26 protein-coding genes are annotated in these 25102 nt (G+C 68.9%); 11 read left to right on the top strand and 15 right to left on the bottom strand.

Going from position 1 to position 25102, the window contains the following annotated elements:
• Position 1: 1 nt before the first annotated feature.
• From rplC to AC07DF_RS01455, 8 genes are all read right to left on the bottom strand, one after another.
• Positions 2 to 646 (bottom strand): 50S ribosomal protein L3, encoded by a 645-nt coding sequence (gene rplC / locus AC07DF_RS01490; RefSeq protein ID WP_030839681.1) that lies wholly within the window; start codon positions 644 to 646, stop codon positions 2 to 4.
• A 17-nt stretch (positions 647 to 663) separates the two neighbouring features.
• A complete protein-coding gene (gene rpsJ / locus AC07DF_RS01485) occupies positions 664 to 972 on the bottom strand; it encodes a 30S ribosomal protein S10 (protein WP_003948644.1) in 309 nt (102 codons plus the stop codon).
• A 632-nt stretch (positions 973 to 1604) separates the two neighbouring features.
• Positions 1605 to 2150: a hypothetical protein gene (locus AC07DF_RS01480; protein WP_478965896.1), complete on the bottom strand. Its 546-nt coding sequence runs from the start codon at positions 2148 to 2150 to the stop codon at positions 1605 to 1607.
• Between the two features lie 5 nt (positions 2151 to 2155).
• Positions 2156 to 6658 carry a DUF6531 domain-containing protein gene (locus tag AC07DF_RS01475; RefSeq protein WP_478965894.1) on the bottom strand — a complete coding sequence of 1501 codons (4503 nt, stop codon included), beginning with the start codon at positions 6656 to 6658 and terminating at the stop codon, positions 2156 to 2158.
• Positions 6659 to 6750: 92 nt separating this feature from the next.
• Complete coding sequence (locus AC07DF_RS01470; RefSeq protein ID WP_478965892.1) at positions 6751 to 7248, bottom strand: hypothetical protein; 498 nt, start codon at positions 7246 to 7248, stop codon at positions 6751 to 6753.
• Positions 7193 to 7390 (bottom strand): hypothetical protein, encoded by a 198-nt coding sequence (locus AC07DF_RS01465; protein WP_478965889.1) that lies wholly within the window; start codon positions 7388 to 7390, stop codon positions 7193 to 7195. The genes AC07DF_RS01470 and AC07DF_RS01465 overlap by 56 nt, the downstream gene beginning before the upstream one ends.
• Positions 7391 to 7546: 156 nt before the next feature.
• Complete coding sequence (locus AC07DF_RS01460) at positions 7547 to 8194, bottom strand: hypothetical protein (RefSeq protein WP_478965885.1); 648 nt, start codon at positions 8192 to 8194, stop codon at positions 7547 to 7549.
• Between the two features lie 62 nt (positions 8195 to 8256).
• Positions 8257 to 8778 (bottom strand): hypothetical protein, encoded by a 522-nt coding sequence (locus tag AC07DF_RS01455; protein WP_478965883.1) that lies wholly within the window; start codon positions 8776 to 8778, stop codon positions 8257 to 8259.
• Positions 8779 to 8913: 135 nt separating this feature from the next.
• Between AC07DF_RS01455 and AC07DF_RS01450 the strand changes: the two genes are divergently transcribed.
• Together AC07DF_RS01450 and AC07DF_RS01445 are read left to right on the top strand one after the other, a co-directional pair.
• Positions 8914 to 10350: a S41 family peptidase gene (locus AC07DF_RS01450; RefSeq protein ID WP_478965881.1), complete on the top strand. Its 1437-nt coding sequence runs from the start codon at positions 8914 to 8916 to the stop codon at positions 10348 to 10350.
• 35 nt (positions 10351 to 10385) lie between these two features.
• Entirely contained in the window at positions 10386 to 11042 is a 657-nt protein-coding gene (locus AC07DF_RS01445) for a histidine phosphatase family protein (RefSeq protein ID WP_478965879.1), read from the top strand.
• On the opposite strand, the gene AC07DF_RS01440 is transcribed toward AC07DF_RS01445, so the two are convergent.
• A complete protein-coding gene (locus tag AC07DF_RS01440; protein ID WP_478965877.1) occupies positions 11039 to 11236 on the bottom strand; it encodes a DUF397 domain-containing protein in 198 nt (65 codons plus the stop codon). The two genes, AC07DF_RS01445 and AC07DF_RS01440, sit on opposite strands and share 4 nt — an antisense overlap.
• Positions 11233 to 12111 carry a helix-turn-helix domain-containing protein gene (locus AC07DF_RS01435; protein WP_478965875.1) on the bottom strand — a complete coding sequence of 293 codons (879 nt, stop codon included), beginning with the start codon at positions 12109 to 12111 and terminating at the stop codon, positions 11233 to 11235. Before AC07DF_RS01435 ends, AC07DF_RS01440 begins: the two co-directional genes overlap by 4 nt.
• Before the next feature lie 155 nt (positions 12112 to 12266).
• On the opposite strand from AC07DF_RS01435, the gene AC07DF_RS01430 reads away from it, so the two are divergent.
• The 4 genes from AC07DF_RS01430 to AC07DF_RS01415 all read left to right on the top strand — a co-directional run bounded on the left by AC07DF_RS01430 (position 12267) and on the right by AC07DF_RS01415 (position 14497).
• Positions 12267 to 12731: an ATP-binding protein gene (locus tag AC07DF_RS01430; RefSeq protein ID WP_478965873.1), complete on the top strand. Its 465-nt coding sequence runs from the start codon at positions 12267 to 12269 to the stop codon at positions 12729 to 12731.
• Positions 12732 to 12942: 211 nt separating this feature from the next.
• Complete coding sequence (locus AC07DF_RS01425; RefSeq protein ID WP_478965871.1) at positions 12943 to 13809, top strand: helix-turn-helix domain-containing protein; 867 nt, start codon at positions 12943 to 12945, stop codon at positions 13807 to 13809.
• Between the two features lie 86 nt (positions 13810 to 13895).
• Positions 13896 to 14243 (top strand): hypothetical protein, encoded by a 348-nt coding sequence (locus tag AC07DF_RS01420; protein ID WP_478965869.1) that lies wholly within the window; start codon positions 13896 to 13898, stop codon positions 14241 to 14243.
• Positions 14240 to 14497: a hypothetical protein gene (locus tag AC07DF_RS01415; protein ID WP_478965867.1), complete on the top strand. Its 258-nt coding sequence runs from the start codon at positions 14240 to 14242 to the stop codon at positions 14495 to 14497. The genes AC07DF_RS01420 and AC07DF_RS01415 overlap by 4 nt, the downstream gene beginning before the upstream one ends.
• A 97-nt stretch (positions 14498 to 14594) precedes the next feature.
• On the opposite strand, the gene tuf is transcribed toward AC07DF_RS01415, so the two are convergent.
• The 5 genes from tuf to AC07DF_RS01390 all read right to left on the bottom strand — a co-directional run bounded on the left by tuf (position 14595) and on the right by AC07DF_RS01390 (position 19767).
• A complete protein-coding gene (tuf, locus tag AC07DF_RS01410; RefSeq protein ID WP_193482362.1) occupies positions 14595 to 15788 on the bottom strand; it encodes an elongation factor Tu in 1194 nt (397 codons plus the stop codon).
• 156 nt (positions 15789 to 15944) lie between these two features.
• Positions 15945 to 18071: an elongation factor G gene (gene fusA / locus AC07DF_RS01405; protein ID WP_184591469.1), complete on the bottom strand. Its 2127-nt coding sequence runs from the start codon at positions 18069 to 18071 to the stop codon at positions 15945 to 15947.
• 39 nt (positions 18072 to 18110) lie between these two features.
• Positions 18111 to 18581 carry a 30S ribosomal protein S7 gene (gene rpsG, locus AC07DF_RS01400; protein WP_003992340.1) on the bottom strand — a complete coding sequence of 157 codons (471 nt, stop codon included), beginning with the start codon at positions 18579 to 18581 and terminating at the stop codon, positions 18111 to 18113.
• Positions 18582 to 18583: 2 nt separating this feature from the next.
• Positions 18584 to 18955 carry a 30S ribosomal protein S12 gene (gene rpsL, locus AC07DF_RS01395; protein WP_003948652.1) on the bottom strand — a complete coding sequence of 124 codons (372 nt, stop codon included), beginning with the start codon at positions 18953 to 18955 and terminating at the stop codon, positions 18584 to 18586.
• Positions 18956 to 19245: 290 nt separating this feature from the next.
• Positions 19246 to 19767: a DUF1707 and DUF4190 domain-containing protein gene (locus AC07DF_RS01390; protein ID WP_478965865.1), complete on the bottom strand. Its 522-nt coding sequence runs from the start codon at positions 19765 to 19767 to the stop codon at positions 19246 to 19248.
• Between the two features lie 204 nt (positions 19768 to 19971).
• On the opposite strand from AC07DF_RS01390, the gene AC07DF_RS01385 reads away from it, so the two are divergent.
• From AC07DF_RS01385 to AC07DF_RS01365, 5 genes are all read left to right on the top strand, one after another.
• Positions 19972 to 20676: a Crp/Fnr family transcriptional regulator gene (locus AC07DF_RS01385; protein ID WP_478965863.1), complete on the top strand. Its 705-nt coding sequence runs from the start codon at positions 19972 to 19974 to the stop codon at positions 20674 to 20676.
• Positions 20677 to 20816: 140 nt separating this feature from the next.
• Positions 20817 to 21551, top strand: a complete 735-nt coding sequence (locus AC07DF_RS01380; RefSeq protein ID WP_478965861.1) for a hypothetical protein — start codon at positions 20817 to 20819, stop codon at positions 21549 to 21551.
• The gene (locus AC07DF_RS01375; protein ID WP_478965859.1) at positions 21548 to 23653 is read left to right on the top strand and encodes a hypothetical protein; all 2106 of its coding nucleotides are present in this window, start codon (positions 21548 to 21550) and stop codon (positions 23651 to 23653) included. Before AC07DF_RS01380 ends, AC07DF_RS01375 begins: the two co-directional genes overlap by 4 nt.
• Before the next feature lie 19 nt (positions 23654 to 23672).
• A complete protein-coding gene (locus tag AC07DF_RS01370; RefSeq protein WP_478965857.1) occupies positions 23673 to 24581 on the top strand; it encodes an SPFH domain-containing protein in 909 nt (302 codons plus the stop codon).
• The gene (locus AC07DF_RS01365; RefSeq protein ID WP_478965855.1) at positions 24578 to 25084 is read left to right on the top strand and encodes a Pycsar system effector family protein; all 507 of its coding nucleotides are present in this window, start codon (positions 24578 to 24580) and stop codon (positions 25082 to 25084) included. Before AC07DF_RS01370 ends, AC07DF_RS01365 begins: the two co-directional genes overlap by 4 nt.
• Positions 25085 to 25102: the final 18 nt, after the last annotated feature.

Here is a 25102-nt window from a genome sequence, read left to right as displayed (position 1 = left end):
CTCAGGCCCCCTTGGCCGCGGTGCGGACCAGGACGAGGCCGCCGTTCGGACCGGGAACCGCGCCCTTGATGAGCAGCAGACCCTTCTCCGCGTCAACGGCGTGGACGGTCAGGTTCTGGGTGGTGACACGCTCGTTGCCCATGCGACCCGCCATGCGGAGGCCCTTGAACACGCGGCCCGGGGTGGCGCAGCCACCGATGGAACCGGGCGAGCGGTGCTTGCGCTGGGTGCCGTGTCCGGCGCCGAGGCCCTTGAAGTTGTGACGCTTCATGACACCGGCGAAGCCCTTGCCCTTGCTCTTGCCGGTCACGTCGACCTTGAGGCCGGCCTCGAACACCTCGGCGGTGATCTCCTGGCCGAGGGTGTACTCGCTGGCGTCAGCGGTACGGATCTCGACGAGGTGGCGGCGGGGAGTGACGTCGGCCTTGGCGAAGTGGCCCTTGAGGGGCTTGTTCACCTTGCGCGGGTCGATCTCGCCGAACGCGATCTGGACGGACTCGTAGCCGTCGACGTCGTTCGTGCGGACCTGGGTGACGACATTGGGGCCGGCCTTGACGACGGTGACCGGAACAACACGGTTGTTCGCGTCCCACACCTGCGTCATGCCGAGCTTCTCGCCCAGGATGCCCTTGATCTGCTTAGCCATTCTCAGATCACCAGCCCTCAGAGCTTGATCTCGATGTCGACACCGGCCGGGAGGTCGAGTCGCATCAGAGAGTCAACGGTCTTGGGCGTCGGGTCGAGAATGTCGATCAGGCGCTTGTGCGTGCGCATCTCGAAGTGCTCGCGCGAGTCCTTGTACTTGTGCGGCGACTTGATGACGCAGTACACGTTCTTCTCAGTGGGCAGCGGCACCGGGCCCGCGACCGACGCACCAGTGCGGGTCACCGTCTCGACGATCTTCTTCGCCGAGGAGTCGATGACCTCGTGGTCGTAGGCCTTGAGCCGGATGCGGATCTTCTGTCCCGCCATGGCTACTCAGTAGTCCTGTCTCTCGTAACGCTCTGGAACCCGGTGTTCCGTACTATCCGTTCTCCGACCCACGCGGTCGGGCGTGTCGCGCTCCCGCTGACAAGGATGTCCCTTGTCCGTACTACTTTCCGGGATTGCACACGGCCCTTCCGGAACCGCGAGCCGAGGGCGGAAAACCCACCGGGTGCCTGGCCGGTGCCGCGCAGACGCTTCCCGGAAGATTCCCGTACGTCCGCCTCAGCGCTGCCGTAAGGCAGTTGGGGCGACGAGTACTGTGGGACTCGCTTCCGGTCCCCCCGGCGGGAGGCGCGCAGCATCAACACTCGACCGAGCAACTCGGACAGTCTGCCATATGGGGCAGGGGCGACGCCAATCGAGCCGAGGAGAATACCCCGGGGGTGACGTAGGTCAAACACAAGGCCGGACAGGCCCGGGCCCCTCCCCCTCGACGAGCCACTCCAGCTCTGCGTCGTAGGCCCGGTAGCCGGCCTTGCCCCAGTCGGGTGCGTCGGACTCCGGCCGGATCTCCACCACTCCCCCGAGCGGACCGGAGACGGACCGGAGACGGACCGGAGACGGACCGGGCCGGCCGCCCTTCTTCCGGGACGCGCGTCTTCTCCTGATGGAACAGATCACTCGGCCCAGGGAACGCGCACCGGCTTGCGCTTCCACCACTCGCCGAGTTCCTCTTCCGGCCTCTCGTTCGTCGGGCGCACCCAGGGGCGAAGTGAACGCTCCGGGTCCGGGACGGTGGCGGCACGGAAACGGGCGTCCAGCCGTGCGAGCAGCTGCCCGAGCGCACCCCCGCGCGCCTCCGTCGGCAGCGCACGCATCACCTCGTCCAGAGCGTCCCGGGAGTCGAGGTCGTTGCTGTAGGCACTGATGGGGTAGAACTCGTCGCTCGACCAGCCGGGCTCCATCCGGCGCACCAGGCGTTCCCAGGAGGCGAAGCGGTCGGCGACCGAGTACGCGGGGCTCGTGATCTTTTCCCGTAGGTGGGGTGCGACACGCGACCGCTCCGCCTCCAGCCGCTCCGCGTCACACCGGGCGATCGCCTCCAGGACGGGTGGGCAGAGCTCATCCCATACGGCCCGGCTGTCGGGGGCGACCCAGAAGACGTCGCGGGGTGGCCGCGGCTTGCCCCGTCGAGACCGACCGTGCCCGGCTGCGTCTGCCAAACCGCTCACTCCTTCAGCTGTTTCAAGAAGTACTCGTAGCCACCGTCGGGCTGCATGAAGGTCCCATTGTCACCCTCGCGGATCAGCATCGTCCCGGTCGCGTCGTCCCACCACGCGAAGCGGGGGATACCGGACGGAGTGCTGCGCATGCGCAGTCCCTGCGAGCCGGTCAGCATGTCTTCCAGGTACTCCGGCACGTCCAGGTCGTCGACCCCCGGAATGCCACGTTTCTTGATGTCGCCGTGTGCGGCGATCTTGTCCGCGATCATGGGCAGATTGCCCGCCTGGCTCGCGGCGTCCGGCTTTCCGATCTCGTAGAGCCCGTACAGATCCGCCGAGAGCTGGGGATCGAGGAAGTAGAGGAAGGGGTTGGGTGAGGGGCCCAGTCCGAGCGGATCAGGGGTGATGTAGCGGGCCGTCTCGGGGTCGTAGTAGCGATGGAAGTTGTAGTGCAGGCCGCTTTCGGGGTCGTAGTACTGACCGGGAAAGCGCAGCGGGGTGTACGCACTGCTGTCACCCGTCCAGGCCGTGACGCCCCACAGCGTGCTTCTCGCCTGCCAGGCCAGGTGGCCGTCCTCGCCGACCAGTTCGGTGGGAGCTCCGGCCAGGTCGGTAACGATGGCGAAGAACCGCGTGTCGATCTCTTCCCGGGACGCGGTGAGGAGGCGTTCCGTCTGAGTGAGGGGACGTGCTCCGTCGTAGTCCCAGGTCACCGCCACATCGTGCGAGTGGGTGGGACCGGTCGTGAGTTGTTCGGCGAGCGCGGTCCCGTCCCAGGTGAAGTCCGTCTGTTCGACCACGGTGGCGCCGTCCGCCCCCAGCCGCTGCTTGGCGATACGGCGCCCCATCGGGTCGTACCGATACCGCCACAACGTGCCGTCGGGCGTGCGGACGGAGGTCAGGCGATCCTCCGCGTCCCACGTGTACGCCCAAACCTCCGGCTTGCGGGACAGGCGGGTGCGCTGCCGTCGCACCACCCGGCCCTGCTCGTCGTAGTGGTAGCGCGTGTTGCCGGCCCTCAGCAGCCGGGTTCCCACGCTCTCTCGTTGGCCCACAGCGGCCTGACCAGGATGCGTGCTCGGCCAGGCGGCGGCTGTCTGCGCACCGTCGTCACCGTACGCGTACGACTCTGTCCAGTGTTCCGCCCTGACAGCCGTGGTGCGGCCGACCCTGTCCAGCTCGAAGGTCAGGGGCTCACCGTCGGGACCATCGACCCCGACGAGGTGTCCGTCGGCGCGGTAGTGGTAAGAGCGCTCGAGCACTGTGCGGCCGACGGCGGTGCCGACGCTCTGCGCACTGATTCTCCCGCCCTCGTCGTACGCGCGCGTCAGCGACAGGGAGTCGTCCACACCGAGGGACAGCAGTTGTCCCGCCGCGTCTCGGCCGCAGGCGAGAGTGCGGCCTGCGATGCGGCTGCTGGACCGATCGCCACGGTCGTCGTAGGCCCATGTGCTGGTCGCCCCGGTGGGGGTGGTGCGACTGAGGGGTCGGCCTGCGGCGTCGTAGGTGAAAGTACTGGTCCTGCCGTTGACCGTCTCCGAGACCAGGCGTCCTTCCAGATCCCGCAGCAGCGTCACGGTCGCGTCGGGGCCCTCGGCTCCGACCAGCCGGTCGTTGAGGTCGTAGGTGTAGGTGCTGGCTGCGAGGTCCGCGTCCTTGGCGACCATGCGCCCGAACTCGTCCCGGGTCATGCGGACGGTCTGGCCCAGCGCGTTGGTGCGCTCGACGACCTGGCCCCTGGCGTCACGGCGGTAGAGCTGGGTTCGGCCGTCGAAATCGGTCTCCGCGACGAGCCGTCCCGCGATGTCGTACCGGTAGTCCCAGTGCCGTCCGTCCGGGCGGCTCACCCCTACCAGCCGCAACGAGGGGTCGTAGGTGAATTCGTGGCGGACGCCGTCGGGAGAGGTCCGCGCCGCGAGCAGATTGAAGTGGGTGTACTCGAACCGTGTGACCTCGCCCATGGCGCCGGTGTGGCTGGTCCGGTTGCCCTCACCGTCGTATGTCCACTCCTCCACCGCCCCGTCCGGCACGATCCGGCGCAGCAGTTCTCCGTCCGCGCCCCAGATCATCCGGGTCGAACGGCCCAGCGGGTCGGTCACGGACGCGACGCGGCCGAAGGCATCGTGGTCGTAGCGCGTGACACCGCCTGTGGGATCGCAGACGCGTTCCGCCAGCCCGGCCGCGTCGCACCTCACCCGGGTCACGTGCCCCATGGGATCGGTGACTGAGGCGAGGTGACCGGCATCGTCGTAGGTGTAGTGGGTCGTGGCGCCCCCGGGCTTGACGATCGTCACGCAGTTGCCCCGGGCGTCATACTCGCGGCGCAGCACGTATCCGTCCGGGCGGGTCACGGCGATCGGGTTGCCCTGGGCGTCGTACTGGACGCGAACCGTCGTGCCGTCGGGGCGTTGGACGTTCAGCAGGCGGCCGAGCTCGTCGTAGGTCCGGCGGGTGGTGTTGCCCAGTTCGTCCGTCCAGGACGTGAGGTGGTGGTGCTCGTCCCAGGTGCTGCTGGTCGTACCGCCGAGCGGGTCGACTTCGGCGACGATCTGGCAACTGCCGTTGACGACAAACTTGCTGACTGCGCCTTCGGCGGTGGTGACGGTCGTGATCCGGCTGCCTGGCCAGACGGGGTCCGTGCCGTCGTAGTCCAGCGTGAGGGTGAGGTGCCCGGCCTCGCCGCCCTCAGCCACGCAGCGGTCCTCGGCGTCGTAGGTATAGGAGTAACTGCGGCCGTTGCGGTCGGTCCAGGAAGTGATGCGGTACCGGTCGTCGTACGTCAGCCTCATCGCGTGGCCGGTCGCGTTGACGACAGCGGTGAGACAGCCGTCCGAGTACGCGTACCGGCGCACCATGACGTCCGTGCCCTCTTCACCCGCCCCGACCAGTTGCAGGGCCGTGACGCGCCCTTCGTCGACGGCCAGTCGGAGGTGCCAGCCGCAGGAGTGCCGAATGGCGAACGGAGTCCCGTCACCCGTGTATTCGAAGTCGATCGCGTCACCGTTACGGTCGCTAATCCGCTCCAGGAGCGCGATGCCGTCCTGGGGCACGCCGAAACGGCGGACGACACCCGTGAGGGGATCTTCGACCTGATATCCGCCATCCCCGAGACGGGCCAGTCGGAAACGAGGACCGGCCTCGGGCAACACCGTGTGCCGAGGGCCGGTCGGGTGCGGGTAGGCGAGGAGCATGCCGTCTTCGGTGACGAACACGACCCCGTCCTCGTCGACTTCAAGGCGTTGGTCGACGGTGGAGGCCCAGGAGGGGCCGAACCACCAGCCACAGCGGTAGTCCGAAGCGGCCCGGCGGGTGAAGGACAGCGGCAAGCTGCCGGGCAGGGTGATGTCGCTCTCCGGAAAGAACATCTTTCCGGTGGCCATGTCGATGGGGTCGCTGCCCTTGGAACGAACGACGTTCTTGAGCCGGTCGTAGGCACCCTTCGCACCGTCCGCGAGCATGCCCCGGGCGTTCTTGCCCAGCCCGCGCACGGCGAGCCCCATCCCCTTCAGACCACCCCTGAGCCCCTTCATGGCAGCCATGCCGCCCTTGAGGCCCTTGGCAAGTCCGCCGAGGGTGGTCAGGCCCTTCATGCCCGGTATGCAGTCCAGGGCCGCCAGCCCCACGTCCCATAGAGACGCCTGTCCCTTCGAGTATTTGTAGAGGGTGTCGGCGAGGACGACGGCGGCCGCGATCAGCACGATCGCGCCCAGGATCGGCCCGCCGATGATCATCGCGACGATGCCGACGACCGCGACGACGACCTTGCACACCGCGACGATGGTGTCCCAGTTGTCGGTGACCCAGTCGCCGATCTCCTCCCACCACGACCGGTTCTGAATACCCGCGTCCGAGGCCTCGTCGATCTTCGACTTCGCCTCACGCGCGGCCTCATCACGCATCGTGCGCGCGTCCGCGGCCATCTTCTTCGCCGCGGCCAGAGCGTCCTGCGCGTCGGAAACAGCCGACTGCGCCTTCGACTGCGCCGACTTCGCGTGCTGGACATCCCGCGTCGCGGCGCGGACCTTGGCCTCGTCCGGCTTGTCCGCGTCGGACTTGCTGCCGGTGGGGTCGTCCTTGTACTTGTCCGCCTCCTTGCCCGCCCGCGTCACCCACGAGTCGGCCGAGGACAGCTTCGACTGAGCCGAGGAGAGACTGTCACGGGCCTCACGGCCCTTGACCAGCGCCTTGTCCGCCAGCGACTGCGCACGCTCCAGCTTCGGCCAGAAGTCCGCCAGCGCATCCCCGCACATCTCATAGGACTTCTTCAGCTTCTTGAGGTTCTTCGGGACATCCGCGAAGTCCTCCTTGAACACATCCGCCGACTTGCCCGCCCACTCCAGAAGCGTGCCCTCCCCCGCCATGCCCTTGACCAGACGCAGCGCGTCGGAGACATCGTCGGCGAAGTCGTGCAACTGCTTCGCGAGCGAGCGCACCCGCTGCGGATCACCCGGGGTCGGGTCCTTGTCCAAGTCCAGGACATGCCAGTCCGCCGGCCTGTGCCCCGCCATACCGCAACCCCCGTCACCTGCGCACCTTCAACATCCGTATGCACACGTGAACTTACAAGGCACAATCGTTCGACGGAAACACGAGCTCCACATCATGAACGGCGTCCGCGCACGGCCCGCCGGGCATCCCCGACGGCGTCCACGGACCGCAGCCACCAGCCATCCAGCTTGTTTCGCACAGTCGCATACACCCAGCGTCTCTTGAGCCACAGCGGCAGTTTCCGGAACGGCACGTAGTCGAAGGTGTCGTCGATGGCGTTCACGGCGATGCTCTTGCGGCCGGGGCGTTCCGCTCGCAGCGCGGCGTACAGCTCTGGCGTCAACTCACAGTTGAGACGGGCCGCGTGACCCGCAGCCGTGAACGCGAAGCCCCGCTGACCGGGGTCCGGCGACTGCATCGCCTTGACGATCCGAGGCGACGCCTCCGCGAGCGAACAATGGAACGTCAACCCGATCACCGCCGTACCGAGATGTTCCTCGCCGCGCTCGAACGCGGCGTCCCACTCCTCGGGGTCATCGAGCCCGAGCAGGCCCTCACCGCTCTCCCAGTGCCACTCCGGGCGCCCTGTGGAGGAACTCCCTGACTTCATCGACTGTCGCCTGCCACTCGGAGATCCCGTTCCCTTCTTCGTCAACCGTGGATCGTGGTCCGACGGAGCGCCAGGGGTCGTCGGGGACGAAGGCCTGGTCGAGCTCTTCGAGAAAGATGATCGAGTTCTGGACGTAGACCATGTCCCCGGACCCAACTGGCCTGATACTCCTCCACCTCCCAATAGGTCAGGTCCATCGGGAAGCTCTCTTCGAAGTCCCCCACCGTGATACGGCCAACAGCACCACCGCCGGCCTCGGCCTCTGCCCGCGACGGCGCGGAGACCACCCGGATGTCGATCAACCCGTGAACCGGAACGTAGACGTGATCGCGTCGAAGATGTCGAAGAACGAATCCGCGAGGTCAAGGACCTGGCTGCTGCCGGCGACCAGGGCGACCTTGCCCTCCTGGCCCGGCACGGGGATGTACGTCTGCATCAGCACAGCGCGGATCGTGCGGTTGAGGGCGTCGCCGGGTACGGGGATGCCCTCGATGCCGTGCGTGCGGGCGGCGGGGCCGACCCCCGGGATGTCGACCGTCGTCACCTTGCGCCAGGAGTCGCCCTCCCGCTTGGCCTCCTTGACCGCGAGCTGGCTCGCGATGACAGAGGGGTCGTTCGACAGCGGCTCGCCCCGCTCGTTGCGGCCGCCGACCAGGGAGACGGTCACCGAGCCGGTTATCGGCGTATCGCCGCCGAAGTTCTCCGCCATGCACCCGCAGTACAGCGCGCCCGACTTCCAGGCATCGGCGGCGGCCTTCTGGAGGAAGTCGACGTAGGTGCCGCGGTACTGCTCCAACTCCGGGCGCTGCTGCACCCGTTCGCTCACCATCCGGCGGATCGAGTCGTCCCGCGACTCCGGCCGTACGTCGAACTCCCACCACGTCTCCGGCACCTTGATCCGGAAACCGCCCCGCTCGACGGTCAGTGTCTCCATGTAGCGGGCCATGACGCCGGCCTCCCCGTTCGCACGATCACTCGGTCATTCGTTGCCGTGCGCACATCGTGCCACTACTCCTCCAGCGTCCAGAACGGTGAGTCCTTCGGTGGTGCGGGGCGCACGGGGTGGGTGCTGAAGTCGATGTCCGCGTCCGCGTTCGGGTCGCCGATCGGAATACGGTGCCGGTCATCCGGGCCGTAGTACACCCCGTAAGCCCAGTACTCCGGCAGCTCGTGCCCCAAGATCCCCACACCCCAGCTCACCGACTCTCGCGTCCCGTACACCGCGTTGATCCTCGCGACCGCCTCCGCACGGGAGATACCGATGCGCTCCACCAGTACGTCCGCCATCTCGCGGAAGTACGCCAGCATCTCCTCGTCGAGCTCGAGCACGAACTCCGTGCCGGTCGTGCCGGCCGTGTCGCACGCCCCGAAGGAGACGAGCCAGCGCAGTCGCCGTACCTCCGCCACGAGCAGCGGCACCATCTCCCTGGCGGTGGCGGCCAGCACCGGATCCGGAGTCGAGGCGAGGCACAGCTCCTCGATCCCATCCAGGTCGAGGTGGTCGTCAGGAGCCGCTGGTTTCGAAGTCATGCTCCAGTGTCACTGCCCGGCAGTGGGCAACCGGCCGGGGGCTGTCCCCACCCCCGTCCACCAGCCCACCGGATGGCCCACCCCCACTGCCCCGGGCACTGTAGAAACATACGACCACGTACGGGGGAACCGACCATGCGAACCGCCACAGCCACCGCCCTCACCCTGGCCCTCGCCGCCGCGGCGGCAGCACCCGCCGCCGCCTCCACTCCCACCAAACAGAGCACCGACGGCCTCTGGCGCATGGACGGCTACGGCACCGTCCTCTCCCTCGACGGCGACACCCTCCAGGAGTTCCAGACGACGTCCGTCAGCTGCATCGAGGGCGACACCGCCCGGCGCACCGGCCCTGGCACGTACACGACGGACGACGGCACCGTAGTGACCGTCCGCCCCGGCCCGGGCCAGGACCGCGCCACCTTCGGCGCGGACAGTTCGGTCGGCCACCGCGCACTGCGGCGGATCAAGGAACTACCGGCCGGCTGCACCCGCCCCACGCCCAAGGACCCCCGCACCACCTTCGACGTCTTCTGGCACTCCTTCGCCGAGAGCTACCCCTTCTTCGCCGCGAAGGGCGTCGACTGGCAGGACATGCGGGACCGCTACCGGCCCGAGGTGCACAAGGACACCACCCGCAAGGAGCTCTTCGGGATCTTCAGCGACATGGTGCGGCCTCTCTACGACGCCCATGTCGCCGTCGAGGACGAGGACAGTGTCTTCGCCCAGGTCCGCCCGGGCACCGAGATGCCCACGGAGGCGTTGGACACCAAGGTCAAGAAGTTCGTCGTCGAACGCGATCTCAAGGGCGCCCCGTACCGCCAGGACTTCGCGAACGGCCGCATCACCTACGCGGACCTGCCCCGCGGCACCGGCCGTGCCGACCTGGGCTACCTCCGCATCTCCGGCTTCAGCGGCTACACCTCCGAGGACGCCCCATACTCCGCCCACGTCGCCGCGCTCGACAAGGCCCTGGACACCGTCCTCACCAAGGACCGCACCCAGCGCCTCAAAGGCCTGATCATCGACCTGCGCATCAACGGCGGCGGCTCCGACGCCCTCGGTATCCGCATCGCCGAGCGCCTCACCGACAAGCCCTACGTCGCCTACGCCAAACGCGCCCGCAACCACCCCACCGACCCCACCCGGCACACCCGCCCCGAGCCCATCCCTGTCACACCTGCCGACGGGCGGCCCCGCTACACCGGCCCCATCGCCGTACTCACCTCAGGCTCCACCGTCAGCGCGGGCGAGACCTTCACCCAGGCGCTCATCAACCGCCCCGGCGGCACCCTCCGCGTCGGTCAGCCCACCCAGGGCGTCTTCTCCGACGTCATGGAACGCGACCTGCCCAACGGCATGACCGCGATCCTCCCGAACGAGGAGTTCCTCAACCGCTCCGGCCAGACCTACGACGGCACGGGCATCCCGCCCCACCTGACCGAACCGGTGTTCACCAAGGAGGAGTTCGCGAAGAAGCGGGACTCGGCGTTCGACCGCGCGGTCAATGTTCTGCGGGGCCGTGGCGCGCCAGCAACCGCATCCGCATCCGCATCCGCATCCGCAGCCCACTGACTCGGACGAAGTCCAGGGGTGCCAGAGTGGGAGGCATGCGCCTGCTCCTCATCCGCCATGGCCAGACCCCTTCCAACCTCAAGCATCTCCTGGACACCGCGGCGCCGGGGCCGGCGCTGACCCCACTGGGCCAGCAGCAGGCAGCGGCCCTTCCGGCAGCGCTGGCCGACGAGGAGATCGGCGCCCTCTACGCCTCCACCCTGCTCCGCACACAGCTCACCGCCGCGCCGCTGGCGACCCGGACCGGGCTGGAGGTCCGCGTGCGGGACGGCATCCGGGAGCTGTCCGCCGGCGACCTGGAGATGCGAGGGGACGCCCTCGCCATCGAGACGTACATGCGCACCGCCTTCGCCTGGTCCGCCGGAGACACCGAGCTGCGCATGCCGGGCGGGGAGAACGGAGTGGAAGCCCTACGCCGTTTCGACGCCGTGGTCGAGGAGGCCTCGGGTACGGGTGCTGAGACGGTGGCCCTGGTCAGCCATGGTGCCGTCATCCGTATGTGGGCGGCGGCACGGGCCGAGAACATCGACGTCGGCTTCGCGTCCGCGCACGTGCTGCAGAACACCGGAGTCGTCATCCTCACCGGCACCCCCGCCGAGGGCTGGCGGGTGCGGGATTGGGCCGGCCGTTCCATCGGTCCCGAGGCCGGGGCGCCTGAGGAGAGCGGGCCTGCCGGAGAAGCGGTCGATTAACGTCCCGGTTCCGCGACGCCGGATACGAATCCGGCCCACGCGGGGAGGGAGAGTGCGAGTCGGGGGCCCTGGTTCTGCTTGGAGTCCCGGACGTGGATGGTGTGGGGGGCTATCGCGACCTCGATGCAGGAGTCGCCATCAGGGCCACTGCTGTAGCTGCTCTTGAACCACGCCAGTTCAGCGTTGCGGATCATGTCTCTCCCAGCAGTTGCTCGATGAGAGCCAGCGACTCCCGTGGGGGAAGGGCCTGAGCTCGGATGGTGCCGTAGCGCATGTCGAGGATCCGGATGTGCTTCGGATCAGTGGTCGGCCTGCCGGTGAAAGCGCCGTCGGACCTGCCCACCGCAGTGCCGTCCCCGAATTTCAGCACCTCGATCCTCCCGTTCAGACCGGGATGGGCCTCGCTGCTCGTCGGCATCACCTGGAGCCTGACGTTGCGCAGCCGCCCCACCTCCAGCAGACGCTCAAGCTGCTGACGCCACACCATTGTGCCCCCAACCGGGCGGCGCAGCGTCGCCTCCTCCTGGACGAAGCTCAGCGATGGGGCGGGCGACCGCTCGAACACGGACTGCCGGGCCATACGAGCGACCACCAGACGCTCCACCTCTTCAGGCGAGTACGCGGGCTGCCAGGACTCGAACAGGGCTCGCGCGTGCTCAGGAGTCTGCAACAGGCCGTTGACACTGATGCTTTCGTACACCCCGATCTCCACCGCCTGCCCCTCCAACTTGGCCAGCTCCCGCACCCTCTTGGGATACCGAACCCTCTTCACGTCCTCCCAAGCCGCCGCGACGAGCCCACCCGCCCCCAGCACCTCATCCGCCCTGACCAGATAGTCCTGCCGAGGGATCCGCTTCCCGCCCTCGATCTTGTAGACCATGTCCTCGCCGTACCCCACCGCCGTTCCGAACTCGGCGGCCCGCATCCCCACCGCCTCCCGCCGCAGCTTCAGCTGCCGCCCGACGGTCGCGATGACGGCGACGCCCCACTCATCATCGGGATCGACTTCCCAACCCGGCTCGTCCGCCTCGCCCTTGAGCCGTCCCGAGTCCGCCTCGACCGCCGTCATCCCGCACCCTTCCGCCGTCGTACGACCGTGCCCAGCGCCCTACCCGTACGCCCGGCCCCGACAGCCCGGACACCACCGGACAAGCTCCGGACAGTCACCGTACGCACCCGCTGAGTCACTTTTCACAGTAACCACGGGCCGCCACGCTGAGTGACGTGAAGCAGAACTCCCCCGAACTCATCACCCCCGTACGCAACTTCAGCCTCCAGCTGTCGCCGACCCCACGCGGCGCCCGCCTCGCCCGCCTCCTGGCCGTCGAACAACTGCGTTCCTGGGACCTGCCGTTGGACCCGGCGAGGCAGGTCATCGCGGAGCTGTCGGTCAACGCGGCGACACACGGCCGCATCCCCGGCCGCGACTTCCGCCTGCTCCTCTACGTCGTCGCCGACACCCTCCGCATCGAGGTGACGGACACCCGAGACGACCATCTGCCGACGCTCTCCGAGACCGGCAGGGGCCTGCTCCTCGTCGAGGCGCTCAGCGACCGCTGGGGAGTCACTCCAGGACTCCCGCCCCGCAAGACCGTCTGGGCCGAACTGGACCTCACAACGAAAGCACCGGAGCCAAGGAACCTGCACTCCGGTGGCGCAAGCGGTCTCCCAGAAGGACCACATAGGTGAAAGAACCCCACCAAGCCCCACCCCTCCTCCCGCCCGCCGGGCCGCCTCACTCGCGCGAGTGAACATCCCCAACTCAGCTGGATTCGGAGGCCATTGCCTGCCCTACGCTCAGCGCAACACGCACCACACAACCGCAGACATGCGACGGCCCCCGCCGGGACGGCAATCCCAGTGCGAGGGCCTGACCACCGAGGAAGAAAAGGCCTTCCCGATGGATACGCAGAACCCTAACGTGCCCCCGCACGCCCACACCCGGGTTGCCGCAAAGAAGCACCCGAACCGGCGGCACCCCCACTCCGGCCTGGTACACGACAACACCCGCCACACCACCCGCTTCACGGTGATCGGCAACCACCTCGCCCAGCACCCGGAGCTGTCGCTGCTCGCGATCGGGCTCGGCACGCACATCCAGTCGCTCCCCGTCGGCGCCCGCGTCGACATCAAGTCCCTCGCGGCCCGCTTCCCCGAGGGCACGGCCCGTATCGCCGCCGCCCTGCGCGAGCTGGAGACCCACGGCTACCTGCGCCGCGAGCGTGTACGCGTACCCGACGGCCGGATCATCACCCGCACGACCTCCTGCAACCAGCCAGGTCACAGCGGCACGGAGACGCCTCGCCCAGCCCCGAGTAAGCGGACGAGGCCGCCCGGCGGCAAGTCACTTCCCGCCGTACCGCAGCCGGCCTGCCCCGCCCCCGCCCTCCTCCAACAGGCCACGGACCTCCTCACCGGCCTCCGCCGCGAAGACCCCCGCCTCCTGCTGTCGGCGTGCGACACGGCCCACCTCTCCCCGGGCGTCGCGGCCTGGCTGGAACGCGACGTCTCCCCCACCGCCGTACGCCAGGCCCTGACCACCGACCTCCCACCCGAGTCCCTGCGCCGCCCGGCGGCCCTCCTGGCCCACCGCATCACGACCCGGCTTCCACCTCCGCCGCCCTTCCGTGCCCCCACGCCGCCCCCGCCCACGGCCCCTCACCGACTCCAGACCTGCGAAGGCTGCGACCGAGCCTTCCGCGCACCGGCCCCCGGCCGTTGCCGCGATTGCCGATCCCAGCGAACCGAGCTCCTGGAAGCCGCATGAAGCGAGCAGCTGCCGCGCACACGACCCCGCTCCCCCGCCACCCGGGCGGGATAGCCTGGCCGGGGCACTCCCTGGAGGTGGACACGATGAGCACGCAGGCAGGCCACGGACATGAGCTGGCCCCCCGCCCTCAGCAGACTCCTGACGCCCTGCGCGCGGCTCTCGCCACCGTCGATCCGGCCCGTCTGCAAGAGATGCAGGCCACCAAGGACGACGCGTTCGCCAAGGCGGTCGAATGGCAGTCCCTCAGCCCGGTGCAGAGCTGGGTGCTGACCTGGGCTCGGGACATCGAGATCGCCCGACGCCCCGACCTGTCCACCCGCTTCGCCCACGCGAAGACCCACTTGGAACACGAGGACCCAGCCGTCGCCCAGGAGGCGCTGCGTGAACTGAGCGCTGTCCTGGACGAAGCCATGAAGGCAGTCCGCGAGTGAGCTGGAAGTGGGAGTACGCCTTCGGCGCGGAGGAAGCGGCCCGAACCGCTCCCACCAGCTTCCTCGCCGAGGTGGGAAGCAAGGCGGAAGAGCTGGTCAGAGCCGCCGAAGCCTTACACGTCCACGGGCAGGCCCATGACGGCGTCGACCCGAAGGGCGGCGACATCATCGTCCCCGGCGGCATGTTCACGTATCAGGTCGTGGTCCGCAGCGAGCGGGTCTACATCCTCCAGATCACGTACCTGGGCTTCTGACCCCGCCCCGGGCACAACAAAGAGGCCCGCACGACCGAAGTCGTACGGGCCCCTTCGAGCCACTCAGGTCAGTCGACCCTCAAGCCAGTCCGAAGACTCACTTGTTGATCTTGGTGACCTGGCCGGCGCCCACGGTCCGGCCACCCTCACGGATGGCGAACTTCAGGCCCTCCTCCATGGCGACGGGCTGGATGAGCTCCACCTTCATCTCGGTGTTGTCACCCGGCATGACCATCTCGGTGCCCTCGGGGAGGGTCACCACGCCGGTCACGTCCGTCGTACGGAAGTAGAACTGCGGGCGGTAGTTGTTGAAGAACGGCGTGTGGCGGCCACCCTCGTCCTTGGACAGGATGTAGGCCTGCGCCTCGAACTCGGTGTGCGGGGTGACCGAGCCCGGCTTGATGATGACCTGGCCGCGCTCGACGTCCTCGCGCTTGATGCCGCGGAGCAGCAGACCGACGTTCTCACCGGCCTGGCCCTCGTCGAGCAGCTTGCGGAACATCTCGATGCCGGTGACCGTGGTGGTGGTCTTCTCGGTCTTGATGCCGATGATGTCGACGGTCTCGTTGACCTTGAGGACACCACGCTCGATGCGGCCGGTGACGACCGTACCGCGACCGGTGATCGTGAAGACGTCCTCGATCGGCATCAGGAACGGCTTGTCGACGTCGCGCTCCGGCTCCGGAATCGCGGTGTCGACGGCGCTCATGAGCTCCAGGACCGAGTTGCCCCACTCCTTGTCGCCCTCGAGGGCCTTCAGAGCGGAGACCTTGACGACGGGAACGTCGTCGCCCGGGAACTCGTACTCGGAGAGGAGCTCACGAACCTCGAGCTCGACGAGCTCCAGGATCTCCTCGTCGTCCACCATGTCGGCCTTGTTCAGGGCGACGACGATGTACGGAACGCCGACCTGGCGGGCCAGGAGCACGTGCTCCTTGGTCTGCGGCATCGGGCCGTCGGTGGCGGCGACCACGAGGATGGCGCCGTCCATCTGCGCCGCACCCGTGATCATGTTCTTGATGTAGTCCGCGTGACCGGGGCAGTCGACGTGGGCGTAGTGACGCGTCTCGGTCTGGTACTCGACGTGCGCGATCGAGATCGTGATACCGCGCTGGCGCTCCTCGGGAGCCTTGTCGATCTGGTCGAAGGCCGAGGCCTCGTTCAGCTCGGGGTACGCGTCGTGCAGCACCTTGGTAATGGCGGCCGTGAGGGTCGTCTTACCGTGGTCGATGTGACCGATGGTGCCGATGTTGACGTGCGGCTTAGTCCGCTCGAACTTCGCCTTCGCCACTGGGGTCCTCCTGTGGAGTGGTTCTGGTACGCCTTACTCATCGGCGCCAGGTGATCTTTGCTGGAAAGCCCGGGCCCCGGGGCATTCTCGCCACGATTGTGACGGAATGCCCCTCAAGGCTCCGGAGTCAAGCCTACGGCGTGTAGACGCGGTGCGTTACTCGCCCTTGGCCTTCGCGATGATCTCCTCGGCGACGTTCCGGGGAACCTCGGCGTAGGAGTCGAACTGCATCGAGTAGCTTGCGCGACCCGACGTCTTGCTGCGGAGGTCTCCGACGTAGCCGAACATCTCCGAGAGGGGCACCAGGCCCTTCACGAGGCGGGCACCGGCCCGCTCCTCCATGGCCTGGATCTGGCCACGGCGGGAGTTGATGTCGCCGATGACCTCACCCATGTAGTCCTCGGGCGTGGTGACCTCGACGGCCATCATCGGCTCGAGCAGCACGGGGCTGGCCTTGCGCGCGGCCTCCTTGAAGGCCTGCGAGCCGGCGATCTTGAACGCGAGCTCGGAGGAGTCGACCTCGTGGTAGCCACCGTCGATGAGCGTGACGCGGACGCCCGTCATCTCGTAGCCGGCGAGGATGCCGAACTGCATGGCCTCCTGGGCACCGGCGTCCACCGAAGGGATGTACTCCTTCGGGATACGGCCACCGGTGACCTTGTTCACGAACTCGTACGCGGCGTCGCCGCCCTCGATCGGCTCGATCGCGATCTGCACCTTGGCGAACTGGCCGGTACCACCAGTCTGCTTCTTGTGCGTGTAGTCGACCCGCTCGACCGCCTTGCGGATGGTCTCGCGGTACGCGACCTGCGGCTTGCCGACGTTGGCCTCGACCTTGAACTCGCGCTTCATGCGGTCGACCAGCACCTCGAGGTGAAGCTCGCCCATACCACCGATGATGGTCTGGCCGGTCTCCTCGTTGGTGTGGACCTGGAAGGACGGGTCCTCCTCGGCCAGGCGCTGGATCGCGACGCCCAGCTTCTCCTGGTCACCCTTCGACTTGGGCTCGATGGCGACCTGGATGACCGGCGCCGGGAAGTCCATGGACTCCAGGATGACCGGGTTCTTGTCGTCGCTCAGCGTCTCACCGGTGGTGGTCTGCTTGAGGCCCATGACGGCGACGATGTCGCCGGCGCCCACCGACTCGATCTCCTCACGCTTGTTCGCGTGCATGCGGTAGATCTTGCCGATGCGCTCCTTCTTGCCCTTCACGGAGTTCAGCACGGCGGTGCCGGACACCAGACGGCCGGAGTACACGCGGACGAAGGTGAGCTTGCCGAGGTGCGGGTCGCTCATGATCTTGAACGCCAGCGCGGCGAGGGGCTCGTCCTCCGACGGCTTGCGCGCGATGACCTGCTCCGGGTCCTTGACGTCGTGGCCCTCGATGGCCTCGACGTCGAGCGGGGTGGGCAGGTAGCGCACGACCGCGTCGAGCAGGGGCTGAACGCCCTTGTTCTTGAACGCGGTGCCGCAGAACACGGGGGTGACGGTGGTGCCGTCGCTCTTGCCGGACGCGATGGTGATACGACGGATCGCGGCGTAGAGCTGCTCCACGGTGGGCTCGGTGCCCTCCAGGTACAGCTCCATCAGCTCTTCGTCGTTCTCGGCGACGGCCTCGAGCAGCTTGCCGCGGTACTCCTCGGCAGCCTCGGCGTGGGTGTCCGGGATGTCGACGGTGTCGTACATCTCGCCCTTGGTCGCCTCGGCCGACCAGACCAGGGCCTTCATCGTCACGAGGTCGATGACGCCCTTGAAGTCCGCCTCGGCACCGATCGGCAGCTGCATGACCAGCGGCTGCGCACCAAGGCGGTCCGAGATCATGTCGACGCAGCGGTGGAACTCCGCGCCGGTCCGGTCGAGCTTGTTGACGAAGCAGATACGCGGAACGCCGTAGCGGTCGGCCTGACGCCACACCGTCTCGGACTGCGGCTCGACACCGGCGACACCGTCGAACACCGTCACGGCACCGTCGAGCACGCGCAGGGAGCGCTCCACCTCGACGGTGAAGTCGACGTGACCCGGGGTGTCGATGATGTTGATGGTGTAGTCGTTGTCCTCGAGCGGCCAGTGACAGGTGGTGGCAGCAGAGGTGATCGTGATGCCACGCTCCTGCTCCTGCTCCATCCAGTCCATGGTGGCAGCGCCGTCGTGGACCTCACCGATCTTGTAAGACACACCGGTGTAGAACAGGATCCGCTCGGTGGTGGTCGTCTTGCCCGCGTCGATGTGGGCCATGATCCCGATGTTGCGGACCTTGGCCAGGTCAAGTGAAGTGGTAGCCATAAGGCTTCAGTCTTCTCTCGGTCTCGATGTGGGTAGCGACTACCAGCGGTAGTGCGCGAAGGCCTTGTTGGACTCGGCCATCTTGTGGGTGTCCTCGCGCTTCTTCACAGCGGCACCAAGGCCGTTGGAGGCGTCGAGAAGCTCGTTGAGCAGACGCTCGGTCATGGTCTTCTCGCGACGGGCGCGGGAGTAACCGACCAGCCAGCGCAGCGCGAGCGTGTTGGCACGACCGGGCTTGACCTCGATCGGGACCTGGTACGTCGCACCACCGACACGGCGGGACTTGACCTCGAGGGTCGGCTTGATGTTTTCCAGCGCGCGCTTCAGCGTGATGATCGGGTCGTTGCCCGTCTTCTCACGCAGACCCTCCATGGCGCCGTAGACGATGCGCTCGGCGGTGGAGCGCTTGCCGTTCAGCAGCACCTTGTTGATGAGGGAGGTCACCAGAGGAGAACCGTAGACCGGGTCGATGATGACCGGGCGCTTCGGGGCGGGGCCCTTACGAGGCATTCTTACTTCTCCTTCTTGGCGCCGTAGCGGCTGCGGGCCTGCTTGCGGTTCTTGACACCCTGGGTGTCGAGCGAGCCGCGGATGATCTTGTAGCGAACACCCGGCAGGTCCTTCACACGGCCGCCGCGCACGAGCACGATGGAGTGCTCCTGCAGGTTGTGTCCCTCACCCGGAATGTAAGCGGTGACCTCGATCCCGCTGGTCAGACGCACACGCGCGACCTTACGCAGGGCCGAGTTCGGCTTCTTCGGGGTGGTCGTGAACACACGCGTGCAGACGCCACGACGCTGAGGGGAACCCTCGAGTGCGGGCGTCTTGTTCTTCTCGACCTTGTCCTGCCGGCCCTTACGGACCAGCTGCTGGATCGTAGGCACTACTTCTCCGGTTTCTGTGTGCCGAATGGTGAAGCTAACCTGGAACGTCGCCGACCCACGCGGTCGGGTGTGTCGAATCCCGCGGACTCCCGCCGCGAGGCAGAAAGAAGCGCAGATTGCGGTGGCCGGTAACAGCTCGCGATGCGGTTGATGGCACGCACGAGAGCCAGGGCACACCCCAGGCACAAGGTCTGAGCGTACCTATCGCATTCGCTGCGGTCAAAACAAATGGGTGCCGCCCGCATGGTTATGCGGAGCATGTCAAGACCCCAGGCCGTTCAGCCGGACGTTCAGCCCGCCGCGATGGACACCACCGTGAGCAACACCAGGACGAGTGCCCAGCCTGCCGTGGACAACCATCCGAGCACCAGCCCGGTCAGCGCGAGCCCGTCCCCCAGCTCGCCCCGGCTGCGGATCTCGGCCCGCGCCACGTGCCCCAGCACGACGGCCGGGATCCCGGTCAGCCCCATCGTCGGCACACACAGCAGACCGCACACGCCCGCCGCGACGGCCTTCCCGTTCGTCGCGGGCCGCGGCACCGGCAGGAACGTCCGCGGCACGGGCACGGCAGCGACCGACTGCGGCACGGGCCCCTGCGGCAGGTCCGCGACGAGCAGCGCCAGCTCCCCCACGGTCCGGGCCCCGTACGCCCGCGCCACCCGCTTCTCGAACTCGTCCCGCTCCATCCGCCCCTCGCCGTACCCGGCTCTGAGCACGTCCACGGCCCGCTCCCGATCGGCGTGCGAGGCGAGCATCGACGGTGGGCCGGCGCCCTGCCAGGGCTGCCAGGACGGATAGGGCGGCTGCGACACGGAGTACCTCCCCGGGAGCCCGAGTCCTTCCATGATGCGCCGACGGGACGTTTCCGGCATCGGTGCGCCCGGGGCGAGGCACCGTACGTCAGCCACGCGGCCGAATCACGCCGGTTTCCTCCATGGTCGTTTCCAGTACGTTGACGCCAGGACGACGCCTGTACAGGGCAGGCATCGGCACAGGTGCACGCGGGGGTCGGCGGGATGACCGGGGGGCAGGCACGCGCGTGGGACGACGACGGCGTCCCCTTCCTCGCCCGGCTGGAGCGGGAGGACCGCGCCGCCCTGCTCGCCATCGGCCGCCCCCTCGGCTACCGGGCCCGGGGCGTCATCCTGCACCAGGACGAGCCCTCGGCCCATGTCCTGCTCCTCCTGCACGGCTGGACCAAGGTCACGGCGATCGCCGCCAACGGCTACGAGGCCCTGCTCGCCCTGCGCGGCCCCGGCGACATCATCGGCGAGGGCGCGGCCCTCAGCGGCCGCGGCCGCTCGGCGACGGTGACGGCCCTGGAGCCGGTCGAGGCGGTCGTCATCGACCAGAACCGTTTCACCGTGTTCGTCTCGGACCACCCCCGGGTGGCGCTGCACCTGCTGAGCCTGTCCACGGACCGGCAGCGGTCGACCGACCGCCGCCGGCTGGAATGGGCCGCGCTGACGGTGCGCGAGCGGCTGGCCGTCCTGCTGCTCGAACTGGTGCGCACACACGGCAGCCGGACGGACGAGGGCGTCGAACTCACCATCGGGCTCAGCCAGCAGGAGTTCGCCGGTTCCGTGGGCTCCTCGCGCGAGGCGGTGGCCCGACTCCTCAAGGAGCTGCGTGACCGGCAGGTCGTCGCCACCCGGCGCCGCCGCATCGTCGTGCTCCGCCCCGACGTACTGCGCCGCATAGCCGGCGACGCCACCGCCTGACGCACATGCCCGCCTGACGCACATCCCCGCCCGCCGTTCCATGCACACGGTCACACTCCGTCCGTGTCATCGGCCCTCCGGCGCTCGCCCGCGACCCGCCATCGTGCTGGACGACGGACACCGACGTGCGAGAGGCAGCCATGACCGACCCCGTGTACCGCACGATCCTCCTCTTCGACATCGAGCAGTACGGCTCGCGCGACGACGTGGAACAGGCGTTCCTGCGCCGCGTCCTGTACGACGTCGTCGACACGACCCTGCTCGACGCCGCCGTCGACGAGACGGCCCGGCTGCGCGCCGACCGCGGCGACTCCGTCATGGAGCTGATCGACACCGCGGTCCCCGTACCCGCCCTGATCAAGACACTTCTGACCGAGACCCCCGCCCTCCTCCACAACAAGAACCGGCTCCTGGCGACCAGCGCCCGTATGCGGCTGCGCATCGTCCTGTCCTCCGGCTACGTCGCCGTCGACGAACTCGACGGCTGGGTCGGCTCCGACCTCAACCACGCGGTCCGCCTGCTGAACTCAGACCCCCTGCGCGACGCCCTGAAGCAGCGCGAGTCCGACTGCGTGCTGTGCGTGTCGGAAGGGATCTACCAGGGGGTGGTGCGGCACGGCCCGCTGGGCGTGCGCCCGGAGGAGTTCCACCGGGTGACGGTGGGGACGAAGGAGGGGCCTACGGTGGCTTGGGTGCACGGGGAGCCGGGCACCCCGGGGTCTCTCGAGGCCTCCTCTTCCGAGGCCCCGGACACCCCCGCGCCCCAGCGCGACAGCGTCCATATCCACGGCGATCAATACGGTCAGGCGGGCGGCACACTCCACGGCGGCCAGCACTTCGACTTCACCGGCCGGGCCCGGGACGAGCGCCGATGAGCCAGGAGGAAGCGGCGGCCGACGCGACGAATCCGGCCGAAGCGCAGGACGGCGAGAAGAAGCAGCGGGACGAGGCGGCCGAGGAACAGCCGAGGCAAGAGGCGTGGGCCGCGCGCCGGGACCTGATCGCGCACGCCCCGGACTTCGTCTCCACCCTCGTCACCCGCGACCAGTTCGGCCAGGCGGGCGGCACGCACTACGGCGACCAGCACTTCCACTTCGGAGGCCGGGCCGAGGCACCTCGCACGCTGTCCGGGCCGATTCCGCCGTCGGAGGTCGAGGAGCTGGAGGGCGTCTTCCGCGGCTGCCAGAGCTTCGACGAGGCCCTGAAGCGCCTGCGGGACGACAGGCTCGTCATCCTTTCCGGCGGGCGCGAGACAGGCCGCCGTACCGCCGCGCTGATGCTGCTGCACCGGTCGGGCGCCGGGCGGCTGCGCTCCCTCGATCCCCCCGCGTCGTTCCCGGAGCTGGCCGACCAGGTGGACGCCCCGGCCGGATACGTCCTGTGCGATCTGCCCGTCAGCCGGAACCGTCCCCTGAGCGAAGCCCGACTGCACTCTCTTCGGGAGCGGTTGGAGCGCGCCCGGGCCCGCCTGGTGATCACAGTCGAGCCCTCGGCGGCGCTGGGCGACCTGCCCTCCGTACGGTGGGAGCCGCCGTCGGCCGCGGACCTGCTGCACGCCCATGTCACCCCGGCGACCGGTGAGGCCGCCTGGCCGGAACTGTGCGGACTGGCAGCGGTGAAGGAGTTCCTCACCCGGCACCACCGGCCCGAGGAGATCAGGCGGTTCGCGCTGGAACTCGTCGCACACCAACGCGGCGAGATCGACGAGGCACGGCTCGGCGCCTTCGGCGAGACGGCCGTGGCGACCCAGGTGACCCGCTGGCTCACCGAGGAGAAGCCCGAACTGCGCGACAAGGCGTTCCTCGTCTCCCTCGCCGTGTTCGACAAGGCGCCGTACGCGGTGACGGCCGAGCTCGCCGACGGCCTCTTCGTACGCCTGCACGACATCCAGGATCCGAACGTCCGGCCGTCCATCCCCGTCTTCGGCAGCTCCCGCGAGGAGCGGCTCCGGCTCGCGCACGCCGACGGCTATGCGACCGCGGAGGTCACCGAGTGGGGTTCCCTGGAGGGCAGGTTCTGCGCCGCGTTCCGGGACGAGCGGACGGCTCCGATGCTGCTGGAGGAGGTGTGGAACCTCCACCCGTCCGCGCGCCCCGCCTTCGCGGAGTGGATCCGCAAGCTGGCCGACGACCGCCGCCCTCTGGTGCGGACCCGGGCGGCGTCGGCCGCCGCGCTGCTGGCCAAGGCCGATCTGTCGTCCGCCATGGCCCACCTCATCGAGCCGTGGGCGGACGGCCGTAAGCCGCATGCCTGGCTGACCGCGGCCAACGCCCTCACCATGACCCAGCTGCTGGACGTGCCGGCCGTCTCCCGGATCCTGCACGACTGGTGCGTCGGGGACGTCGAGAGCCGTCGCTGGACGGCCATCCGTGCCTACGGCCTCCTGGGGCCGGTGCACCACGAGGAGACCCTGGCAGCACTCGTGGACGCCATGCACCGGCCACCGCCCGACGATGCCGGGGGTGTCCAGGAGGACGGGGAGCCACCGGAGGAGGCCCGGCAGCTCGCCGACGCCCTCGAACTCCTCCTCCTCGCCGTACGGGACCCGGTACTGGCCGCCCTGACCGAACTCCGCCGCACCGACCGCGTGGTCCGCCCGCACGCCCTGCTCGCCTTCTTCCAGGCCTGCCGGCAGACGAAGGACGACGACAGCGACCGCCCGCCCGTCCTCGCCTGGTACGCGCGGGCCGCGGCAGCCGATGACCCGACGGCCGCCGGGCAGCTGACCGCGTTCTGGGACGCGCTGCTCACCGACCGGACGCACAACCCGAAGGCCCTCGGCGTCCTGCGCGGCTGGGTGCGCCAGGCCGACGACGACCCGGAGACCGAGTCGGCCCTCGCCTCGCTGCTCGGCGCCCTCGTCACCACGCCCACCAACCGGCGGCGCGTCAGCCATCTGCTGGGCACGGTCCGCGACTCCAGGGGAGCCGTCACACCGGCCGCGGACCGGCTGCGCAAGCGCCTCGCCCTCGACTGACCGGCTACGGAGGCCGACCATGGAACACGACACCGACCCCGTGCGCACCGTCTGGCAGTTGCCGCGCTTCCACCTCGGCGGCCGGCGCTTCACTGGCCGCATCGACCACGCCCTGGTGTGTGTGACCAGAAAGGGCGCGTACGAGACCTTCCCGCCACCCGACCGTCCCGCTTCCATGCGGCGGTACGTCGCCGTGTACGAGGTGGACACGGACCCGCACGCCTTCCAGCTGGACGTGCTCCTGCCCAGCCGGGTCGACAGCTTCGAGTTCGAGGTCACGGCCGACGTCGGCTGGCGGGTCAGCCACCCGGCGCTCTTCGTCCGCAGCCAGGAGCGGGACGTACCCGGGCTGCTCACCCGGGAGCTGCTGCCGCTCATGCGGGACGCCGGCCGCCGTCACCCCATCGACGCGAGCGCCGAGGCGGAGCGGGCCGTTCAGCAGGCCGTGCGGGAGGCGACCTGGCTCGGCCGCGCCCAGGGCCTGCACGTCACCTGCTCGATACGCCTGCGCCGCGACGCCACCGAACGATCCCACCAGGCCCGCCTGCGGACCGCCCGGCACGAGGTGGAGGCCGCGAAGCCGGAGCACGAGGCGACCCGGCTCCGTGACACCTACGAGGCCGAGCGCAGGGCCGAACAGATCAGGTTCTACGAACTCACCCTGGCCAGGGGCGGCACCGCCGCGCTCGCCCTGCACCTGGCGGCGCACCCGGAGGAGACCCGGCTCGTCCTGGAACACCTCCAGTCGGGCCAGAACAGGCTGCTGGACACCCAGGTGAACCTGATCAACCAGGCCTTGGACAACAAGCAGCTGGAGGGCTACCAGCTCGACGAGCCTCACAAGCTCATCGCCGAGCGGATGAAGGTCATCCTGCGGACCACGGACCCCTCCGCCCCGCCCGAGGACGATCCGGAGTCCGGCACATGACCTCCTCGGACGATTCCTGCGTGCGGGCGGGCACCCGGCTGCTCGCCGACCTCCGCGGCGAGATCGCCCGCGCCGACGCCAAAGCCACCGTGCTGGTCGGCGCCCTGGGCATCTCGGGGGGCATGCTCGCCGCGCTCCTGGCCGACCGCGACTGGACTCCCGGCCGGCTTCCGGCGCCCGCCGCCGTGCTGTGGTGGGCCGGGGCGACGTCCCTGGTCGTCGCGCTGTTCGCCCTCCTGCTCGCGGTCGTGCCCCGCTACCGGAGCAGCCGCTGGACGCCCGGCAGCCCGCTCACCTACTTCGGCGACGTACGACGAGCCGCAGCCGAGGGGATGCTCAGCACGGCACTCGCGGACACCGGCCGCGACCCCGCTCGTGGCCTGCTGCTCGCCCTCGCCGAGACGAGCGGCATCGCCGCCCGCAAGCACTTCTGGATCCGGACCGGACTGTTCTCGTTCGGCTGCTCGGCGGTCCTGCTGCCCGGATCGATGCTCCTCGCCTGAACCACGCCGCTCTGTCCC

This window comes from Streptomyces sp. NPDC044719 (assembly GCF_056433405.1).
Note: the sequence above shows the minus strand (reverse complement) of the source record. Positions and strands in the feature narration are given on the sequence as shown.

What these genes read in the sequence shown, in the direction of transcription:
- AC07DF_RS01455 (WP_478965883.1), bottom strand. Translation starts at nt 8,778, where the DNA reads ATGACTTCGAAACCAGCGGCTCCTGACGACCACCTCGACCTGGATGGG.
- AC07DF_RS01380 (WP_478965861.1), top strand. Translation starts at nt 20,817, where the DNA reads ATGACCGACCCCGTGTACCGCACGATCCTCCTCTTCGACATCGAGCAG.
- AC07DF_RS01450 (WP_478965881.1), top strand. Translation starts at nt 8,914, where the DNA reads ATGCGAACCGCCACAGCCACCGCCCTCACCCTGGCCCTCGCCGCCGCG.
- AC07DF_RS01465 (WP_478965889.1), bottom strand. Translation starts at nt 7,390, where the DNA reads ATGGTCTACGTCCAGAACTCGATCATCTTTCTCGAAGAGCTCGACCAG.
- AC07DF_RS01425 (WP_478965871.1), top strand. Translation starts at nt 12,943, where the DNA reads ATGGATACGCAGAACCCTAACGTGCCCCCGCACGCCCACACCCGGGTT.
- AC07DF_RS01435 (WP_478965875.1), bottom strand. Translation starts at nt 12,111, where the DNA reads ATGACGGCGGTCGAGGCGGACTCGGGACGGCTCAAGGGCGAGGCGGAC.
- AC07DF_RS01375 (WP_478965859.1), top strand. Translation starts at nt 21,548, where the DNA reads ATGAGCCAGGAGGAAGCGGCGGCCGACGCGACGAATCCGGCCGAAGCG.
- rpsG (WP_003992340.1), bottom strand. Translation starts at nt 18,581, where the DNA reads ATGCCTCGTAAGGGCCCCGCCCCGAAGCGCCCGGTCATCATCGACCCG.
- AC07DF_RS01420 (WP_478965869.1), top strand. Translation starts at nt 13,896, where the DNA reads ATGAGCACGCAGGCAGGCCACGGACATGAGCTGGCCCCCCGCCCTCAG.
- AC07DF_RS01460 (WP_478965885.1), bottom strand. Translation starts at nt 8,194, where the DNA reads ATGGCCCGCTACATGGAGACACTGACCGTCGAGCGGGGCGGTTTCCGG.
- fusA (WP_184591469.1), bottom strand. Translation starts at nt 18,071, where the DNA reads ATGGCTACCACTTCACTTGACCTGGCCAAGGTCCGCAACATCGGGATC.
- AC07DF_RS01385 (WP_478965863.1), top strand. Translation starts at nt 19,972, where the DNA reads ATGACCGGGGGGCAGGCACGCGCGTGGGACGACGACGGCGTCCCCTTC.
- rplC (WP_030839681.1), bottom strand. Translation starts at nt 646, where the DNA reads ATGGCTAAGCAGATCAAGGGCATCCTGGGCGAGAAGCTCGGCATGACG.
- AC07DF_RS01365 (WP_478965855.1), top strand. Translation starts at nt 24,578, where the DNA reads ATGACCTCCTCGGACGATTCCTGCGTGCGGGCGGGCACCCGGCTGCTC.
- AC07DF_RS01475 (WP_478965894.1), bottom strand. Translation starts at nt 6,658, where the DNA reads ATGGCGGGGCACAGGCCGGCGGACTGGCATGTCCTGGACTTGGACAAG.
- AC07DF_RS01445 (WP_478965879.1), top strand. Translation starts at nt 10,386, where the DNA reads ATGCGCCTGCTCCTCATCCGCCATGGCCAGACCCCTTCCAACCTCAAG.
- AC07DF_RS01370 (WP_478965857.1), top strand. Translation starts at nt 23,673, where the DNA reads ATGGAACACGACACCGACCCCGTGCGCACCGTCTGGCAGTTGCCGCGC.
- AC07DF_RS01440 (WP_478965877.1), bottom strand. Translation starts at nt 11,236, where the DNA reads ATGATCCGCAACGCTGAACTGGCGTGGTTCAAGAGCAGCTACAGCAGT.
- AC07DF_RS01470 (WP_478965892.1), bottom strand. Translation starts at nt 7,248, where the DNA reads ATGAAGTCAGGGAGTTCCTCCACAGGGCGCCCGGAGTGGCACTGGGAG.
- rpsJ (WP_003948644.1), bottom strand. Translation starts at nt 972, where the DNA reads ATGGCGGGACAGAAGATCCGCATCCGGCTCAAGGCCTACGACCACGAG.